Annotated in this window: 14 protein-coding genes; 3 read left to right on the top strand and 11 right to left on the bottom strand. The window is 71.2% G+C overall.

From position 1 onward, the window contains the following. Positions 1 to 2: 2 nt before the first annotated feature. Genes VN461_19305 through VN461_19295 form a run of 3 tightly spaced genes read left to right on the top strand, consistent with a single transcriptional unit; the run spans position 3 to position 7,079 of the window. The gene (locus VN461_19305) at positions 3 to 3,881 is read left to right on the top strand and encodes a translocation/assembly module TamB domain-containing protein (GenBank protein ID HXB56919.1); all 3,879 of its coding nucleotides are present in this window, start codon (positions 3 to 5) and stop codon (positions 3,879 to 3,881) included. Next, positions 3,878 to 6,538: a BamA/TamA family outer membrane protein gene (locus VN461_19300; GenBank protein HXB56918.1), complete on the top strand. Its 2,661-nt coding sequence runs from the start codon at positions 3,878 to 3,880 to the stop codon at positions 6,536 to 6,538. The genes VN461_19305 and VN461_19300 overlap by 4 nt, the downstream gene beginning before the upstream one ends. Beyond that, on the top strand, positions 6,528 to 7,079 hold the full coding sequence (locus tag VN461_19295; GenBank protein ID HXB56917.1) for a hypothetical protein: 552 nt from the start codon (positions 6,528 to 6,530) through the stop codon (positions 7,077 to 7,079). Before VN461_19300 ends, VN461_19295 begins: the two co-directional genes overlap by 11 nt. Here VN461_19295 and VN461_19290 read toward each other — a convergent pair. The 11 genes from VN461_19290 to VN461_19240 form a co-directional block, all read right to left on the bottom strand. Next, positions 7,067 to 7,798 (bottom strand): dolichyl-phosphate beta-glucosyltransferase, encoded by a 732-nt coding sequence (locus VN461_19290; GenBank protein ID HXB56916.1) that lies wholly within the window; start codon positions 7,796 to 7,798, stop codon positions 7,067 to 7,069. The genes VN461_19295 and VN461_19290 overlap by 13 nt on opposite strands. Continuing rightward, the gene (locus VN461_19285; GenBank protein HXB56915.1) at positions 7,795 to 8,964 is read right to left on the bottom strand and encodes a hypothetical protein; all 1,170 of its coding nucleotides are present in this window, start codon (positions 8,962 to 8,964) and stop codon (positions 7,795 to 7,797) included. The genes VN461_19290 and VN461_19285 overlap by 4 nt, the downstream gene beginning before the upstream one ends. A gap of 148 nt (positions 8,965 to 9,112) precedes the next feature. Continuing rightward, positions 9,113 to 9,952, bottom strand: coding sequence for a hypothetical protein (locus tag VN461_19280; GenBank protein HXB56914.1), 840 nt, complete (start codon positions 9,950 to 9,952; stop codon positions 9,113 to 9,115). 340 nt (positions 9,953 to 10,292) lie between these two features. Then, positions 10,293 to 10,712 carry a hypothetical protein gene (locus tag VN461_19275; GenBank protein ID HXB56913.1) on the bottom strand — a complete coding sequence of 140 codons (420 nt, stop codon included), beginning with the start codon at positions 10,710 to 10,712 and terminating at the stop codon, positions 10,293 to 10,295. 165 nt (positions 10,713 to 10,877) lie between these two features. Then, positions 10,878 to 11,423, bottom strand: coding sequence for a tyrosine-protein phosphatase (locus VN461_19270; GenBank protein HXB56912.1), 546 nt, complete (start codon positions 11,421 to 11,423; stop codon positions 10,878 to 10,880). A gap of 107 nt (positions 11,424 to 11,530) precedes the next feature. After that, on the bottom strand, positions 11,531 to 12,349 hold the full coding sequence (locus VN461_19265; protein HXB56911.1) for a lipase family protein: 819 nt from the start codon (positions 12,347 to 12,349) through the stop codon (positions 11,531 to 11,533). Between the two features lie 59 nt (positions 12,350 to 12,408). Next, the gene (locus tag VN461_19260; GenBank protein HXB56910.1) at positions 12,409 to 13,455 is read right to left on the bottom strand and encodes a glycosyltransferase family 4 protein; all 1,047 of its coding nucleotides are present in this window, start codon (positions 13,453 to 13,455) and stop codon (positions 12,409 to 12,411) included. Continuing rightward, positions 13,452 to 14,042, bottom strand: a complete 591-nt coding sequence (locus VN461_19255) for a hypothetical protein (protein ID HXB56909.1) — start codon at positions 14,040 to 14,042, stop codon at positions 13,452 to 13,454. Before VN461_19255 ends, VN461_19260 begins: the two co-directional genes overlap by 4 nt. 52 nt (positions 14,043 to 14,094) lie before the next feature. Beyond that, a complete protein-coding gene (locus tag VN461_19250; protein ID HXB56908.1) occupies positions 14,095 to 14,841 on the bottom strand; it encodes a class I SAM-dependent methyltransferase in 747 nt (248 codons plus the stop codon). After that, entirely contained in the window at positions 14,838 to 15,815 is a 978-nt protein-coding gene (locus VN461_19245) for a GDP-mannose 4,6-dehydratase (GenBank protein ID HXB56907.1), read from the bottom strand. The genes VN461_19250 and VN461_19245 overlap by 4 nt, the downstream gene beginning before the upstream one ends. Next, positions 15,812 to 16,840, bottom strand: coding sequence for an N-acetylneuraminate synthase family protein (locus VN461_19240; protein ID HXB56906.1), 1,029 nt, complete (start codon positions 16,838 to 16,840; stop codon positions 15,812 to 15,814). Before VN461_19240 ends, VN461_19245 begins: the two co-directional genes overlap by 4 nt. Between the last annotated feature and the right edge of the window lie 8 nt (positions 16,841 to 16,848).

Raw genomic sequence — 16,848 nt, 5'->3', positions numbered from 1 at the left:
CCTTGACCCGCCGCCGCCGACTGCTGCTGCTGGCCGTCCTTTTCCTGGCCGGTCTGGCCTACGCCTTTGCCCATCTCGCCGGCTGGTCCCGCGACGCGATCGCGTCCGGCCTGGCCGGCTTCTTCCACCGTCCGGCCACGGTGGGGAGCGTGCGCTTCCACCTCGTCCCCCTGGAGGCGGAGATCCTAGACCTCCGGGTGGGCGGCTACACTCCCGAGGCCCCGCCCTTCCTGGAGATCCCGCGCACCGTCGTCACCCCCAGCCTGGCTGCCCTCTGGGGGCGCCGCCTTGTCCTCTCCCGGGTGCGGGCGGAGGGCCTGAAGGTGCGCGTCCACGCTTTCCCCGACCCTCCCGAGGGGCCGGGGGGCGACGACATCCCCAGCATGGGAAACGGGGGCGGGGGCGGCGGCCTGGACGTGAGCGTGAGCCGGGTCGTCATCCAGCAGGGCGAGTTCATTGTCGACCACGCCCGGGTGCCGCTGGACCTCGAGCTGCCCGACTTCCACGGTCGGCTCCTTGCGCGGAGAGGGGGTGGCCTCGAGGGAAACGTTTCTTTCGGCCCCGGGAAGCTCCAGTTCGGCACCGCTCCCCCCCTGGTCATGAGCACCGAGATCGACCTCAGCCTTAACCAGGGGCTGATTACGGTGCCCTCCGCGCACCTGCGCGCGCCCGGGACGGACCTCGCCTACCACGGGCAGATCCGCCTGGCCGCGCGGCCGCAGGGCCGCTTCCAGCTCACCGGTCCCGTCGACCTGGAGATGCTGGACCGCCACGTCATGCGCACCGGCTTCGGCTTGAAGGGCGCCACGCGCTGGGACGGGCTCCTGTCCGTCGACGGCTCGCACCTGCGCATCGAGGGGCGCGCGGAGGGGACGGGGGGGGTCTTCAAGGGCATGAGCGTCCCCCGCTTCGGGGGCCTCCTGAAGTACGACGGCGACGGCCTCGACCTCCACGATTTGCAGCTCGAGGCCCTGGGCGGGACCGCCACCCTGGACATCCAGGTGCCCAACGGGCCGGAGGCGGTGCGGCTCAGTGGGCCGCTGCGAGGCGTGGACGCGGAAGGCCTGATCCGGCTCATCTTCGACGTGGGCGAGATGGGCCTTGGCGCGGGGACCAGCGGAGACTTCGCGGTCAGCTGGCCCAAGGGGAAGCCGCGCCAGATTTCGGGGCGCTTCGCCATGGACCTCGAGCCCCGCGCCGACCTCCGCACGCCCCTCTCCGGCCGCGTCGAGTGGAGCGCGGAAAAGGGGGTGGAGAAACTGGAGCTGGCCGACCTCAAAACCCCGGCCACCCGGGCCCGACTCTCCGGGCGGATCGAGGTCGACGACCGCGCCGACCTGGCCCTGGATGGGGAGAGCACGGCGCTCGCCGACACCGACGACCTGCTCCGGCGCCTCCGGCGGGCCCTCGGCAACCCCGCCCCCGAGCTGGCCGGGGTCAGCGGCAGCGGCGTCTTCCACGGCCGCTGGACGGGAACGCTGCAGCTGCCGGTGTTCGGGGGGCGCTTCACCGGCCAGGAGTTCGGCTACCGGGGCGTGGCGTGGGGGGGGGCGGAGTGGGTGGGGGTCCTGGACGCCGACTCGGTGAGCTCGCGCTCCCTCGTGCTGCGCCGGGGCGGGGGTGAGATCTGGCTGGACGGCCGGGCCGAGACCGGCGACTACGGGGCTCACGACGGCAACGACTTGAGCGTCCGCCTCCGGGCCTGGCCGGCGGCGGACGTCGCGAAGGCGCTGGACTGGAAGCTGAACCTGGGTGGTCTGCTCTCCGGCGACGCCACCATCCGCGGACGACGCAGCGCCCCCGACGGCTCCGCGCGCGTGACGAGCCCGGAGGGGCGGTACTACGGGATCCCCTATGCGGACCTGGCCGTGGTCTCGCGCTGGCGCGGTCCCCTGACCGAGATCACCTCCGGCCTCGCCCGCATCGGGGGGGGAGGCGTGCGCTTCCGAGGCTCCCTGAGCGACGACGGCCTCTACGACGGGGCCGCGGAGGTGGAGGGAGTGGACGTGGACTCGGTCCTGCCCCCCCTGACCCCCCAGATCCATTTCGGGGGGAGGGTCTCGGGCCGGATCGCCCTCCAGGGCCCCCTGACCCGCCCCCGCCTGCGGGGGTCGCTCTCTTCGCCGCGACTCTTCGTGGGCGACGAGGGCCTGGGGTCGCTCGAGGCCACCCTCACCGGCTCCGGAGACGGACGGCTGGCAGTGACCGCGCGCTGCCGCTCTCCACGCGTGGACCTGAGCCTCGGGGGGACGGTGGGGGCGGACGCCCCCTACGAGGGCGCCCTGCGTCTGGAGGCCCGGGACACGAGTCTGGATCCCTTCCTCCGCGCTCCCTTCCCTTCCCTGCCCTCCCTCGTCGGCATCGTGGCCACGGGCAGCCTCGACATCCGCGGCCCCCTGCGCGCGCCCCGCGACCTCGCCCTGGACGCCACCCTCCCCGAGGTGCAGGTGCAGCTGCCGGAATACCCGATCCGCAACCGCGAGCCGCTGCACGTGACCGTGGCCGGTGGACACCTGGACCTGCGCGCGGTGCACATGGCGGGGGAGGGGACGGACCTGGTCGTGGAGGGAGGGGCCGACCTTCTCGGCCAGGGTCCCCTCCGCGTGGGCGCCAAGGGAGCGGCCGACCTGCGCACGCTCTCCGTGATCATGCGCAACCTGCGGGGGCGCGGGGCGGCCCGCCTGGCCGTGGAGGTGGGGGGCACGCTCGGGGCCCCCAAGCTCGCGGGCACCCTCACCCTCGAAGGGGCGGGGGTGCGGGTGCGCGGGTTCCCCCACGGCCTCGACGACGTGCACGGGACGGTGCGCTTCACGGAGTCCGCGGCGGAGCTCGTGGGCCTCACCGGCACCCTGGCCGGGGGGGCGGTCGAGCTCGAGGGCCAGGCCGCCTACGCGGCGGGCCAGCTCAAGTCCTTCGACATCCGGCCCTCGGGTCGGGACATGGCCCTGCGCTACCCGGAGGGGCTGCGCAGCTTGATCGACGCCGACCTCAGGCTCTTCGGGGACGCCAGCCGCCAGTGGATCACGGGCACCGTGGACGTGAAGCAAGCGGTTTGGACCCGACGCTACGACCTGGCCACCGAGCTCCTGTCCGGGGGGGGCGGCTTCGAGCAGCCCGAGTCGCTGGGCGAGGGGGTGCGCTATGACTTGAAGGTCCGCGCTCCGGGCACGCTCCACATCGACAACAACCTCGCCACCCTCCAGGCGCGGGCCGACCTCGTGGTCCAGGGCACCTTCGACGCGCCCGTGCTCCTGGGCCGGGCGGAGGTGGATCGCGGGAGGGTGTACTTCCAGGGCCGCACCTACGTCATCCGCCGGGGGACCATCGTCTTCTCCAATCCCCAACGGACGGATCCCCTCTTCAACATCGAGGCGGAGACGCGGGTCCGCTCCTACCAGATCACGCTCAAGCTTGGCGGAACCTTGAAGAACATCAACTCCACCCTCACCTCGGACCCGCCCCTGGCCGCTCTGCAGATCCTCAACCTCCTGGCGGGGGCGGACGAGAGCGCGGTGGCCAGCCTGACCCAGGCCCAGTCCGCCCAGTGGCAGCTGGCGGCCACGGGGGCGGCCTCCCTGGCCACGGGCCGGCTGGCCGAAGAGGTGGGCCTGGAGCGCGGCGCGGAGCGGGTCTTCGGCCTGAACCGCTTCTCCATCGACCCCGCGCTGCTGCGGGGGGCCACCACCAACCCCACCGCCCGCCTCACCGTGGGCAAGCGCTTGACCGCGGACCTGAGCGTGCTCTATTCCGTGGACCTGCGGGGGGTGGACGGTCCGGTATTGTCCGTGGAGTACACCCTCTCCGACCGCCTTTCCATCCTCCTCACCCAATCGCAGTTGGACGGCCTCGGCTTCGACATCCTGCTCCGACACACCAAATGACGCTGGCCGTCCTCGCCCTTCTCGCCCTCGCCCCGGGCCCCGCCCCGGAAAGCGAGATCATCCGCTCCCTGGTTGTTGAGGCGCCGGCCCCGGAGAGGCTGCTGCGCTACATCGACCTGAAGGTGGGCGCGCCCTACGACCCCGCCGCCGTGCGCCGGGCGGTGGAGCTCATGTACGCCACGGGCGAGTTCGAGGACGTGGAGGTGGGCACGCACTCCCGGCCGGACGGGCTGGACGTGGTCTTCCTGCCCAAGCCCGCTCCCCGGCTGCGGGAGATCCGAGTCGAGGGGGACCGCGTGCTCGGCCCGGGCGCGCTGAGGCGGCTGGCCCGGCTCCGCATGGGGGAACCCCTGTGGCAGGACCGGCTGAACAAGGCGGCCACCGAGGCCGGCCTCGCCCTCGCCAAGGACGGCTACCTCGAGGCCAGTGTCATTGCCATCGCCGTCTCAGCGGCCGATCCCTTCGCGGGGGCCGACGCCCTCTTTCGTGTACGCGCGGGGCCCCGGGCCCGGGTGGGGAAGGCGCTGATCGAGTCCGTGGGGGGCCCCGCCCCGGGCACCCTGCAGGACCTCATGCGGCCGCGCACCGGCCAGATCTACCGCCGCGAGGAGGCGGACAAGGCGGCGGAAGCGATGCGCAAGCAGCTGGTCGCGATCGGACGCTGGCGTGCCACGGTGGAGTTGGAGCCAGCCTATGACCCCGCCACCTCCCGGGTGGCCCTGACCTTCCGGGTGACCCCCGGGGCCTGGACCACGCTCGAGGTCGTGGGCGGACGCGTCTCCGCTGGCCTGCGCCGCCACCTCGAGGACCTGATCCGGGACGGGCAGGTGAAGGACGACGTCCTGGACCAGGCCACGGAGCAGCTCGAGGAGTATTTCCGCCACCAGGGGCATCGCAACGTGGCCGTCCGGCACCACGAGGAGCCCCGCCCCTCGGGCCAAGCGGTGGTATTCGAGATCCAGCCCGGCCCGCAATACACCGTGGCCTCCGTGCGGGTGGAGGGGGCGCCCTTCTCCCAGCCTCTGCTCGGCACCCGCGCGGGCCAGCCGCTGGAGGAGCGCCTGCTCGACGAGGACGTGCGCACCCTCACCCGGATGCTGGAGGAGGAGGGCTACGCGAGCCGCGCGGTGGAGGACGACGCCCCGGAGGGGGGCGGACCCACCCGCGTCCTCTTCCGGGTCCGCCCCGGCCCCAAGACCACCGTCCGCGAGGTCGTGATCGAGGCGACGCCCGCCCTGCCCCCCGGGGAGGGCTTTGGGGAGCTGCGCCTGAAGGAGGGGGCCCCCTACCGCGTGCGGGAGCTGGCCAGCGCGCGCAACGCGGTCCTGACCGCCTACCGCAACGCCGGCTACTTGACGGCGGAGGTGAGGCCGGAGGTGGTCTTCTCCGCCGACCGCACGGAGGCCCGCATCACCCTGCGGGTCTCTTCCGGACCCCGCACGGAGGTGGACCATCTGGTGATCGCGGGCCTCGAGCAGACCCGCGAGGAGGTCGTGCGGCGCGAGCTGCTCCTGAAGGAGGGCCAGCCCTTAGGTCTGCAGAAGCTCCTGACGAGCCAGCGGCGGCTGGGGACGCTCGCGATCTTCGAGCGGGTGGACATCCAGGAGCTGGACCCCGAGGGGGGCTCTCCCCAGAGTGTGGTGGTGGTGGCGCGGGAAGGCCCCCCCACCACGATCGCCTACGGGATCGGCTACGCGGAGCAGGACCGGCTGCGGGGCAGCGTGGAGTTGAGCCGGCGGAACCTGTTCGGCCTGGACCGCACGCTCTCCGCCTACGCCCGCGCGAGCTTCCTGGGAAACCGCTTCCTCTTGAGCTATCGGGAGCCGCACTTCCTGGCCTACAAGCAGGACCTGTTCGTGACCGGCTACCGGGAGCAGGAGGACCGGACGAGCTTCGCCTACACGCGCTTCGGCGGGCAGGCCCAGACCGCGCGCACGCTCACCCGCCGCCTCAACCTGATCCTGCGCCTCGCCTTCCAGCAGACCCGGGTCTACAACGTGCAGGTCCCGATCGAGGTGATCGACCGCCAGTTCCGCTCCTACACCGCGTCCGGCCCCTCGGCTTCGATCCTCAACGACACCCGGGACGATCCCCTCGACCCGCACCGGGGGGCCTTCCTGGGGGCGGACATCCAGCTCTCCACCCATGTCCTCGGGGGCGCCGATTTCCTCAAGGGCTTCTTCCAGGCTGCCGGCTATCGGCGGCTGGGGGGCCGGGTGGTGTTCGCCCTCTCCGGGCGGCTGGGTCTGGCCCGCACCATGGGGGCGGGGCAACCGCTCCTCCTCCCCCTGCCGGAGCGGTTCTTCGCGGGCGGCGACAGCAGCCTGCGGGGGTTCGACGTGGACTTCGCGGGGCCCCTGGCCCCCGCCTCCGACGGGACCCTGCACCCCACGGGCGGCAACGCCCTCGTCCTCGGCAACGCCGAGGTGCGCCTGGACGCCACCCACTCCCTCTCCCTGGCCGCCTTCAGCGACGTGGGCAACGTCTATCCGCTCGTCTCCGACGTGGATCTGGGGGAGCTGCGCTACACGGCCGGGCTGGGCCTGCGCTACAAGACCTCCTTCGGTCCCCTGCGCTTCGATTGGGGGTACAAGCTCAACCGGATGCCCGGAGAGTCCCCCTACCACTTCCACGTCACCGTCGGGAATGCGTTCTAGCCTGCTCGTCCTTCTCCTCCTCGCCGTTCCCGCGGGCGCGGAGGTGCGGGAGCGGATCCTGGCCGTGGTGGACGACCGGCCGATCCTCCTCACCGAGGTCCGGGTGGTGGAGCGGGTGCTCGGCCTCGATCCCGCGGGGGCCCTCGAGAAGCTCATCGACGAATGGCTCATGTTCCGGGAGGCCGCGCGCCTCCCCCAAGCCGCGGTCAGCGCGGAGGAGGAGGAGCAAGCGCTGCGCGGCCTCCTTCAATCGCGGCCCGACCTTCAAGGCGCGGTGGCGGAGGCCGACCTCCGCCGCTTGGCTCGCCGGCAGGCCGCCATCCTCAAGTACGTGAACTTCCGCTTCCGCGCCCAGATCCGCATCGCGGACGAACGCGTCCGCCAGGCCTACGAAGACGAGTACCGCGGCCGCCCCGCCCCCCCCCTCGCGGAGGTGGAGGAGACGCTGCGAGAGGGTCTGACCCGCCGCGACCTGGACGAGAGGATCGAGGCCTGGGTCAAGGAGCTCCGCGCGGGGGCGGAGATCCGCTACAACCCCTGAGCCCCGTACCGCCCGCGCAGGCCGTGCCAGCGGATGCGCAGCAGGTCCAGGAAGGCCAGGGAGCCCCGGTAGAAGCCGACCCGGCTGGCCCGGTCGTTCCGCCAGGTCACGGGAACCTCCGCGACCTTGAGGCCCCGCCGCCGGGCGATGAAGAGCGTCTCCACGTCGAAGGAGAAGCCGTCGAGGAGGGCGGCCGAGAAGCACTCCTGCGCGGCGGCGGCGGTGAAGAGCTTGAAGCCGCACTGGGTGTCGTGGAGCCCGCCCACCACCAGGAGGCGGACCAGAAGGTTGAAGAGACGTCCCATGTTCTCGCGGTAGAAGGGCTGGTGGACCTCGACGTTGGACAGAGCAAGGGCCCGGGAGGCGATCACGATGTCCTGGCCCTCGTCCATGCGGGCGACGAGGCGCGACAGCTCCTCGATGGGAGTGGAGAGGTCGGCGTCCGTCATGAGGCGACGCTCCCCCGTCGCGGCCAGCATCCCGCGCCGGACGGAGTAGCCCTTGCCTCGGTTCGTGGGGTTGCGGACGACGCTGACGGAGGCGCCGCCTTCGGCGAGCGCCCGCTCCGCCGTCCCGTCCGTGGAGCCGTCGTCCACGACCACGATCTCGTAGGACCCTTCCCTTTCGGCCAGGTATTCCTTCAGCCGCTTCAGGGTGGGCGGGAGCCGCTCCGCCTCGTTGAACGCCGGGATCACCACCGAGAGGGCGGGGGCCCTCACGAGGCGTCTTTTCCGAGGGGGGCGAGCAGCGGCTCCAGGCCCAGCCGCGCCCCCGCCAGCCCCAGATCGCGCGCCGCCCAGCGCACCTCTTCCATGAGGTATTCGAGACGGCTCCCCTCCGCCGCGCGGTCCTTGTTGAGGGCCCCAAGCGCCGCCTCCTTGCCCCGCTCCACCCCGGCCAGGAAGACGGCCAGGCGGTCGGCCAGGAGCTGCGGGGAGTGGCTCTCCACGTGCTCCCGGGCCAGGCGACCGATCGCCTGCCGGAGGGAGGGGTCCACGAGGAGGAGCCGGAGCAGGGCCTCGATCTCCGCCGCCTCCGATGGTCCCGGATCCACCGGCACCACCGCTCCCTCCGGGAACTCCTCCTCCGCCGGCGTGCCCGCGCTCACCAGGGCGGGGATCCCCAAGAGGGCGGCGCGCACCAGCTCCGGGGGGACGCCCCCTCCCGAGGGGACATGGAGGGCGAGCACCACGTCCGCGGCCGCGAGGTCAAAGAGCCGGTCGGGGGCGCTCAGAACCTCGAGGCGCAGGGACGGAAAGTCGCCCCGGAGGCGTTCCGCGACCTGCTCGGCGCGGGCCAGGCTCCGCGCCTCCCCGGCGGCGCCGATCAAGAGGTCGCGCTCGGCCAGGCCTCGGGCCCGCCGGGCCAGCTCGCGCGGAGAGCCGCCCGGGCGGGGGACGAGAAAAGGGAAGGGCAAGTGGAGGACGGGCCGGCCGGGCAAGGCGCGCGCGACCCGAGAGCGGATGTGCTCGGTCGCAGCCACCACGGCCAGGCTCCCCTCCAGCAAGCGATCGTTCAGGGGGAAGAGGGCGGGCAGCAGGTCGCCGCCCAGGCCCCTCACGATCTGGCGGGCCACGAAAGTGCCGCTCTCCCCGCCCGAGCGGCGCATCTCCCGCAGATAGCCCCGCACCCCGCCCCGCTCCCGCGTCTCCCCCCGCACCAGGGCGTGAAGGTTCCAGTCCTGCAGGAGGACCACCCCCGGCCGCCGCAAGGCGGCCCGGTAGGGGAGGGCGAAGGCGGGGCCGTCGCCGATCGGGTAAAGGTCGAGGTCGGCCGCCTCGCCGGCGGCCGGCTCGATCTCCGGGTGTCGCCACAGGTGGGGCTGGATTTCCGCCAGGTAGGGGGCGCTCTCCTCCTTTTCGGGGCTCCACACGCGGAGCCTCACCGCTCCTCCCCACCCCATCCGCGGCCGACAGCCGCGGGGTCGAGAAGAGGCGTCATCGAAGCTCCGCGCCCGGAAGAGAGCCGCCGCCGAACCAGCGTATTTTCGTCACCAACCGAGCTCGAGGCCGCGCTGGTTCAGGCGACCAGCGTCACTCGCGAACCTTGCCGGCCGCGGTAATCAACTGACCATTGACGTCGATGTTGTCGAGGACCACGAGGCCGACACCGCTGGGCTCTTCGGGAGTCGGAATGTCCGTGCCTTCGTCGTAGTTGATGACGAGGCGGCGCACCTCCGTGACCCCGAACTCGAAGGGCGGCGACGCAGGGTCGGCCGGGAAGACTTGGTCGGCCGAGAAGCGGATGCGGGTCCACTGGGTTGGATCCTGGGGGGCGGGCGTCTTGGTCCCGTCCAGGCAACCCGCGAAATAGAGCCGCTGGTCGGTGGTCACGATGTTGAAGCGGGGAGCGCCGGCGCCGCAGTGCGAGCCCATCCGGTAGTCGAAGCCCAGCTCGCGAATGGTGAAGCTCCGGCCGGTCCCCACGATGCGGGCCACGGCGGCGGAGCAGTCCGGGGTGGGGCCATTCTTGGAAAGGAGCAGCCCGAAGCGCGGATTCCTCTTGGCCGGGTTGTCGCGGGGATCAATCGGGTTCGCGTTCGGCTGGCCTTCGTCGGGGAGTCCGAGGCCGCGCATCCAGGCTGCGGTCACGATGTTCGCACCCGCGGGATAGCCCGGCCCACAGGAGCCGCTCGGCCCCACGAACACCGCGGGTATCGCGCGCAGACGGTCGGCGTCGTCGGCGTCGTTGTCCGCCTCCTCGCCCGCCCGCAGCTCGGCCGCCACCAGGCCGGCGGGCAGGTGGCGGAGGTGATTCAGGTGACGAAATTGGGCCAGCTCGTCGGGCGTCTGGCCGTGCGCCAACCGCGGGGCGACGACGAGCCAAGCCATTACGCCAAACGTCATCGAGATCGAAACGCGTCCCTGCGGCATGAGAGACCTCCGCACGTGGCTCCGAACGAATCGGTCCGGTTCCTCTTGGGCACGTCCGCGCCGCTGGCGCGACGTCTCCCTAATATACTAAAGGTTCCTCTCCACGCTCGTTGCGGACGGGCCTACCGGCGGCACCCCCGCCCAGGGACCTCGAGGGACCCCGCCCTCACTAGCGCTCGAGGTGGAGACTTAGGAGGGCCCCTCGCCTTGCGACCTCACCCATGCCTCCCTCGCGGAGCGGGGCCACGCTAGGGTGGCGCATCGCCAGCAGCCGGGTTGGACAAGGGATGCCGCGGCCTCGCGCGCACTCTTCCGGGTCCGCGTCATGGTCACGGCCTCCTCACCGCCCGCGCCAGGAGGTGAGGAGGGCGGCGGCCAGGCAAGCCGTGAGGAAGGCAGCAAAGTAGGCCGGCACGGGCAGGATGATGGCCCAGGCTATCACCGTGCTCGCGAGGGACGCCAGGACGAAGGACGCGATCATCGGGCTGGCCCGCCTCGGCTCGGTCCTGGCGAGGGACGCGAGCTGCCAGAGCAGGACCGCCTGGAGGAGGAGGGTCACGGTCAGGGTGTAGCCGAACCCCCGGTAGAAGTCCAGATACGTCCGGCTCAAACCCATGACGTCGAAGCGATGCGTCCTCATGGCCTGGAGCACGTCCGTCTCCCCCATCGGCGACCACTCTTGCGTGCCTCCCAGGGTGTGTCCCGCCGCGAAGAGCAGGGAGGTAACGGAGGCCACGCGAAGCAACAGGGTTGTTCTCATGATTCTTGGTCCTCCAACCTTGGCGAAGGCCCTTTCGGCGCCTCGCGGGAGCACGTCAACATCATGTATTTCATGTCACACCCTCACGTGGCCGGTGCGCGCCGTCTCCGGTCCTCCCTTGCTTCGCCACGGGCGCCGGGGAACCCTAGGGCGGCGGTCGCCTCCCTACGGGCTCGCGGGCGACTCCTTCCAAGACGAGCGCAGGACTTGCCAGCGAACGATGTCGAACCGTTCCCAGAACTCGTGCAGACCGTGCAGACCCGCGTGGAAATGATTATCGAGCATCTCCCGGTACGCATCATCCTTGGTCAGACCGTCGTGCAGCACCCGGTAGACGCCCACCACGAGCCCCGTGCGGTCCTGGCCGTGGGTGCAGTGCACATACATCACGCCCGGGTGCGCATCCATTGCCCGCACCGCGCTCGCTATGGACTCATCGGACGGAACGACTCGAGTCTCCATGGCCGCATTCAGGATCGCCTCCGGACTCTTCCCATCCAGCCCCGCGGGTTGAATGGAATTGACGATGACGCGCAGGCCAAGCCCTCTCGCCTCGTCGTCCGAGCCCTCGGACTCATAGTTGAGCTTGACCACGGCGGTGACGCCTTTTTCCTCCTTGAGCCATTTCCACCCCTCGGCACTCGGTTGGCCGCCGCGTAGGAGGCCCGGACCAACCTCGACCAGGTTCGGAACACCGTGTGTCGTTTTCATAGGGCTGCAACCCAAGAAAACTAGGGATACGCCCAGACACGAGAGGAGCCTCGCGGGCGCCGCTTTAGGCCACCCCCGGCCTTTCATTTCGCGTGCAAAAAAAGGGTTCAGACCGCCACCACGTAGTTAACGGGTGCGTGATCCGCCAAATCGCGGATGAGGACGTTCATCCAGAAGACCCAGGCGTACCGGAGTCGATAGGCCCAGCGGCCGGCTCGCTGGTCGGCCTCGATCTCCTCCGGGCCGAGCGGGGCGGAAAGGAGGCCGTCATGGTCGATGTAACGGAGCGCACCCACGTGGGCGTACTGCAAGTTCTCCGGAGGGACCCGGCAGACGAGGTCGCAGCAGTCGACGAAGCGCTGGACCCGGTCCGCGGGCAGGGTGGCCACGAACGCCGCGTCCCCAACGCGGGGCGAGCCGAACGTGTAGAGGGTCGCTTTCGGCCAGAGGCTTAGACAAAGGGTCGCGGCCGCCGCACCCAGGCTGTGCCCGGTGAAGAAGAGCTCGCGCCCTCTGGCCGCGTCCACAATCCGGGCCAGGGCGTCGCGAACCGGGCGCAAATAGCTGACAAAGCCCTTATGAACCCGGCCGCCTTGCTCCCAAGAGACCGGCAGTGCGTTCAGGTCCTGGAGAAGGGCTTTGGGATTGTCCGTCCCGCGGAAGGCGACGAATACGCGGGCCGCGTCCCGGGCGATGAGGGTCCGCGTTCCCTCCACATCGAGAAACTCCTGCTCCTCGAGCCCGACCCGCGCCAAGCTCCGCGTCCGTCGGTCGGCATCATTGCAGTACGAGAGCCGCGACAGTTCGGCGCAAAGAGCCGCTTGGCCCCAGCCCCCGGTCCGCGTAAAGAAGTCGTCGGCGTCTCCGGGGCGATAGAGGGAGGGCCGCCTCGGATCGTAGGGAACATGGCGCTTGTCCCAGGTCATGGAGACCTCTCGATGAGGCAGACGATATCAGACTCTAGCGCCGCTCTAAGGCTACCGCCTCACCTCAGGTCCGCGGTGAGACAATCGATCACGCGGTCCCACGTGATGTCCTCGACCCTCCGCCGGCCCTCCTCGCCCATCTCGCGCAGGCGGGGGAGGGGCAAGGTCCACAGCGAATCGATGGCCTCCGCGATCGACTCCGGTCCGGGCGCGGCCACGAAGCCGGTCTCCCCGTCGGTCACGAACTCCAGCGGGCCCCCCGCGTCGCGGGTGGTGACCACCGGCTTCTTGGAGAGGAAGGACTCCACGGCCACGTAGCCGTAGTCTTCATCGAAGGGGGCGTAGTAGGCGGCCCGGCAGCCCGCGTAGAGTTCGAGCAGCGTCTCCCCGGGGACGAAACCGAGCATGTCCACCCTGTCCCCGAGGCCCAGGCGCGCGATCTGCTTCCGGAGCTCCCCCTCCAGGGGGCCCGTGCCCGCGATCTTCAGGCGCGCCCCGCTCCGCACCCGTTTCAGGGCGTCGAGCGCCAAGTCCAGGCGCTTCAAGCGGTCCAGGCGGCCCGCATAGAAGAGGTAGTCCCCATAGGCGTCCGTGCGATAGCGGCCCAGGTGGTGGGGGGGCGGATGAAGCGGGGTACCGGAGAGGGCGTTGAAGCGCGAGAGACGGTCGGCCACGTTGCGCGAGATGGTGAAGACGGAGCGGCTCTCGGAGAGGGCCGTCTCGTCCATGGTCTTGATCGCGGCCCGCACCTCCTGGTCCTCGGGGCTCTCCGTGAAGGAGCAATACTCGGTGCCGTGGAGGTCGTAGGCCTCTCGGTGCTGGTGGAAGAGCCAGACCACCTTGCGGGGGTGGCGCACCAGGTAGCTCGGGAACTTGGTGGAGATCACGAGGTCCACCCGCCTCCCGCTCGACTCCCTGACCTCCAGGAGCCGCCAGACCAGGGCTTGCCGCACCAGCTCGGAGACGGGATGGCCGTGGAAGGGAATGTTGACCACGTCGACCTCGAAGCCGCGACGCTCCAGGTTGACCCTCAGCTCTCCGACCAGGATCTCCGCCCCCCCGAGCGTGAAGGGGGCCTGGACGGCGCAGACCAGAACCGTCTTCATCCGCGGGGGAGCCGCTCCTCCAGAAGACGCAGTCGGGCCCGCACGTCCCTGAGCGCGGACTCCCCGCTCACGCGCCCGCGCTCCACCTCCGCGAGAACGAGGTCGATCCGCCGGATGAGGTCGTGGACATGGGCCACCAGTTCCTCCTGGAGGATCAGGTGGCGCTCGTCGATGTCCGTCAGGTGGCGGCCGGTCAGGCCGAGCACCGCGTCGTAATGGCGGTGGGTGGCCGCGAACCGCGCGTCGAGGTAGGCCAGGATCTCGTTGTCCAGTTGGACCTGGCGGGCGTTGAAGGCCACCTGGGCCTCCAGGCGGGGGCGGAGGAGCCGGGCCGCGAGCCGGCTCCAGAGGCTGCGCGGCGCGTCCGGGGGCTCGGCCCGCCAGAGGGCGTTCACGGCCGCGGGGTCGGGCGGGGGAGGTGCCGCCTCCGCCGGCGGTGCGGACGCGTCCGGTCGGGGCTCCGGGGAGCGGGGCAAGAGGGCGGGGGGCAGCACGCTCCCCGGATCGCGCTCGAGCAGCGCGCGCTCGCGCACCTCCTCGCGGACCCGGCGCAGCCTCTGCGCCAAGCGTTCCTGCTCCTCGTTCACCGGCCCCTCACGCGAGGATTGTAACCGGGGGGCCCCGGAAACCGGCACCCCGTCAGGCGGGCTTGCGACCGAGCGCGACGAGGCTGGCTCCGAAGGGCAGGCCCCGCCCCCGGGTCAGATGCGCGGCCTCCGCGAGCAGGGCCTTGCGAAAGGCCCACTCCAGGGGGGCGGGGAGGAAGCCCACGTCCGAGCCCTCCCGGCCGGTCAGGCGGTCGAGGGAGCGGCGCAAGGCCACGATCGGGAAGAGCAGGGTGTTGCAGTAGCTGATGCGCTCGACCTCGAGGCCGGCCGAGGTAAGCAGGGAGAAGACCTCGCGGCGTCGGTAGCGGTGCCGGGAGTGGACGGCCTGGTCGTGCGCGCCCCACAGCATGCGGAGGGCGGGCACGCGCAGGAGGAGGAGGCCGCCCGGCCGCAGCACGCGGACCAGCTCCCGGGTCGCGACAGAATCGTCCGTGACCCAGGCGTGGTAGAGCACGTCGAAGGAGGTGACGCAGTCGAAGACCCCTTCCGGGAAGGGAAGGGCCAAGAGGCTGGCCCGGGCCGCGCTCACCCCCCGGCGTCCGCAAAAGCGGAGCGCCTCCGGGGAGAGGTCCACGCCCAGGGCCCGGCCGCGCTCCCCGAGGTAGCGGAGGTTAAGCCCCGTCCCGCAGCCCGCGTCCAGGATGAGGGGCGGCCGGCCGTGGTCCTTGAGGCGGGCCAGGGGCGGATCGAGGAGGGCGAGGCCGATGGCGCGCATCCCCGCGTACCACCACTGGGTCTCCTCCGCCTCGAACATCCGCTCGTACTCGGCGGTGTTCACGAACGGGCTTGGTCGGAGGTGAAGTAGGCGACGACCCGCTCCAGGATCTCGTCCAGCTGGACGCGGGGCTCGTAGCCGATGAGGGCCCGGATCTTGGAGAGGTCGGGCACCCGGCGCTGCATGTCCTCGAAGCCTTCCTCGTAGGCGGTGGCGTAGGGGACGAGCACGATCTCGCTCTTGGTGCCGGTGCGGGTCTTGACCCGGCGGGCCAGGTCCATGATCGTGATCTCCTCGCCGTCGTTGCCGATGTTGAAGACCTCGCCCACCGCCTCCTTGACCTCCGCCAGCCGGATCAGGGCCCCCACCACGTCGCTGATGTAGGTGAAGCAGCGGCTCTGGGTGCCGTCCCCGTACACGGTCAAGGGGTGCCCGAGCAGGGCCTGCTTCACCAGGTTGGGGATGACCATGCCGTAGCGACCCGTCTGCCGCGGACCCACGGTGTTGAAGAGGCGCACCACCACCACGGGCAGGCGCTTCTCCTTGTGGTAGGCCAGGGCCAGGAACTCGTCGATGGCCTTGCTGCAGGCGTAGCTCCAGCGCCCTTTGCTGGTGGGGCCCATCACGAGGTCGGCGTCCTCCCGGAAGGGGACCACCTCCCCCTTGCCGTAGACCTCGGAGGTGGAGGCCACGATCACTTTCTTCTTTTTCTTGTTCGCGAGCTTCAGGATCATCTCCGTCCCGTGCACGTTGGTCTCGATGGTGTTCACGGGACTCTCGACGATCAACCGCACCCCCACCGCCGCCGCCAGGTGGTAGACCACCTCCACCCGGTCCACGAGCTCGGCCGTGACGGGCTCGCTCATGATGCTCTCGATCGCGTAGTGGAAGCGGGCTTGGCCCTTCAGGTGCTCGATGTTCTCGATGGAGCCGGTGGAGAGGTTGTCGAGGACGTAGACCTCGTCGCCGCGGGCGAGGAGCGCCTCCGCGAGGTGGCTGCCCACGAAGCCGGCCCCGCCTGTGATGAGGGTCTTCATTCCAGCATGTCCTCCCGTATGGTCTCGTCGGCCTGGATGGGACGGGCGGCCCGGCGCCCGATCACGCGGTGGGCCTCCCGGGGCGGGAAGCCGGGCTCGAAGCGCGCGTCCGTGCGCTTGAAGGCCAGCATGGGCGCGGTCAGAACCTCCCCCCGCGGGATGAGGCCCCCGGCCACGATGGAGCGCGCCATCTGCCGCCGCAGGCGGCGGGCGCCCTCGCTCTCCGCCGCCGCCCCGTCCCCCCGGGCCCGCTCCGCCTGCCGCAGCAGCTCCACCATGCGGTAGAAGTCCTCGGGGCTCAGGGAGGGCTGGTAATCGGGGCCCTTTAGGGAGCGGTCCAGGGTGAAAGGCTTCTCCACGAGGTCCGCGCCCTGGGCGGCGGCGAGGGCGGGGGCCAGGAGGGCGAAGGCACTCCCCCCGTCGGTCTGGTCCAAGAAGCCCACGGGAACTCGGTAGGACTCCTTCAAGGCCAGGAGGTCGCGGAAGCGCAGTTCCTCCAGCGGGGCGGGCACGGTGGGCAGACCGTGGAGCAGCCCCAGCGGGCCCCCCACGAGGTCGCAGGCCTCCCGCACGACCGCCTCCGGCACCGCCCCCACGGTCAGGAGAACGGGCCGGCCCAGGCTCCCCACCGCGCGTATGAACTCCGGGTTCTCCATGTCCGTGGTGTGGACCTGGTGCGCGTCCACTCCCGCCTCCGCCGCCAGCTCCAGGCTAGCGTGGTCAAGGGCCTCCGCGAGCACGGCCAGGCCCGAGGCCTTGGCCGCCTTGAGCACCCCCCGCCACTCCTTGGCGCTGAGCTCGACCGCGTCCAGGTTCCGCCGGCCCGGGTGGCGCCGAACCACGAGCAGCTCGGACCGGAAGATCTGGAACTGGATCGCGTCCGCCCCCATCTTGAAGGCGGCCTCGATCATGCGCTGGGCGGTCTCCGCAGAGCCCTCGTGGGCGGAGGCCACCCGGGCCACGATCACGCAGGCCTGGCCCTCTCCCACCTGCCGCGCCCCCAGGCTGAACGTGGTCGGTCGCATGGCTAAGA

Source organism: Vicinamibacteria bacterium (assembly GCA_035570235.1).
GTDB lineage: Bacteria > Acidobacteriota > Vicinamibacteria > Fen-336 > Fen-336 > DATMML01.
This window is presented reverse-complemented; position numbering and strand designations above follow the sequence as displayed.

Excerpts from the sequence above, each read along its gene's own strand:
- VN461_19265 (HXB56911.1), bottom strand. The coding sequence starts at position 12,349 with ATGACCTGGGACAAGCGCCATGTTCCCTACGATCCGAGGCGGCCCTCC.
- VN461_19260 (HXB56910.1), bottom strand. The coding sequence starts at position 13,455 with ATGAAGACGGTTCTGGTCTGCGCCGTCCAGGCCCCCTTCACGCTCGGG.
- VN461_19295 (HXB56917.1), top strand. The coding sequence starts at position 6,528 with ATGCGTTCTAGCCTGCTCGTCCTTCTCCTCCTCGCCGTTCCCGCGGGC.
- VN461_19275 (HXB56913.1), bottom strand. The coding sequence starts at position 10,712 with ATGAGAACAACCCTGTTGCTTCGCGTGGCCTCCGTTACCTCCCTGCTC.
- VN461_19280 (HXB56914.1), bottom strand. The coding sequence starts at position 9,952 with ATGCCGCAGGGACGCGTTTCGATCTCGATGACGTTTGGCGTAATGGCT.
- VN461_19300 (HXB56918.1), top strand. The coding sequence starts at position 3,878 with ATGACGCTGGCCGTCCTCGCCCTTCTCGCCCTCGCCCCGGGCCCCGCC.
- VN461_19240 (HXB56906.1), bottom strand. The coding sequence starts at position 16,840 with ATGCGACCGACCACGTTCAGCCTGGGGGCGCGGCAGGTGGGAGAGGGC.
- VN461_19270 (HXB56912.1), bottom strand. The coding sequence starts at position 11,423 with ATGAAAACGACACACGGTGTTCCGAACCTGGTCGAGGTTGGTCCGGGC.
- VN461_19245 (HXB56907.1), bottom strand. The coding sequence starts at position 15,815 with ATGAAGACCCTCATCACAGGCGGGGCCGGCTTCGTGGGCAGCCACCTC.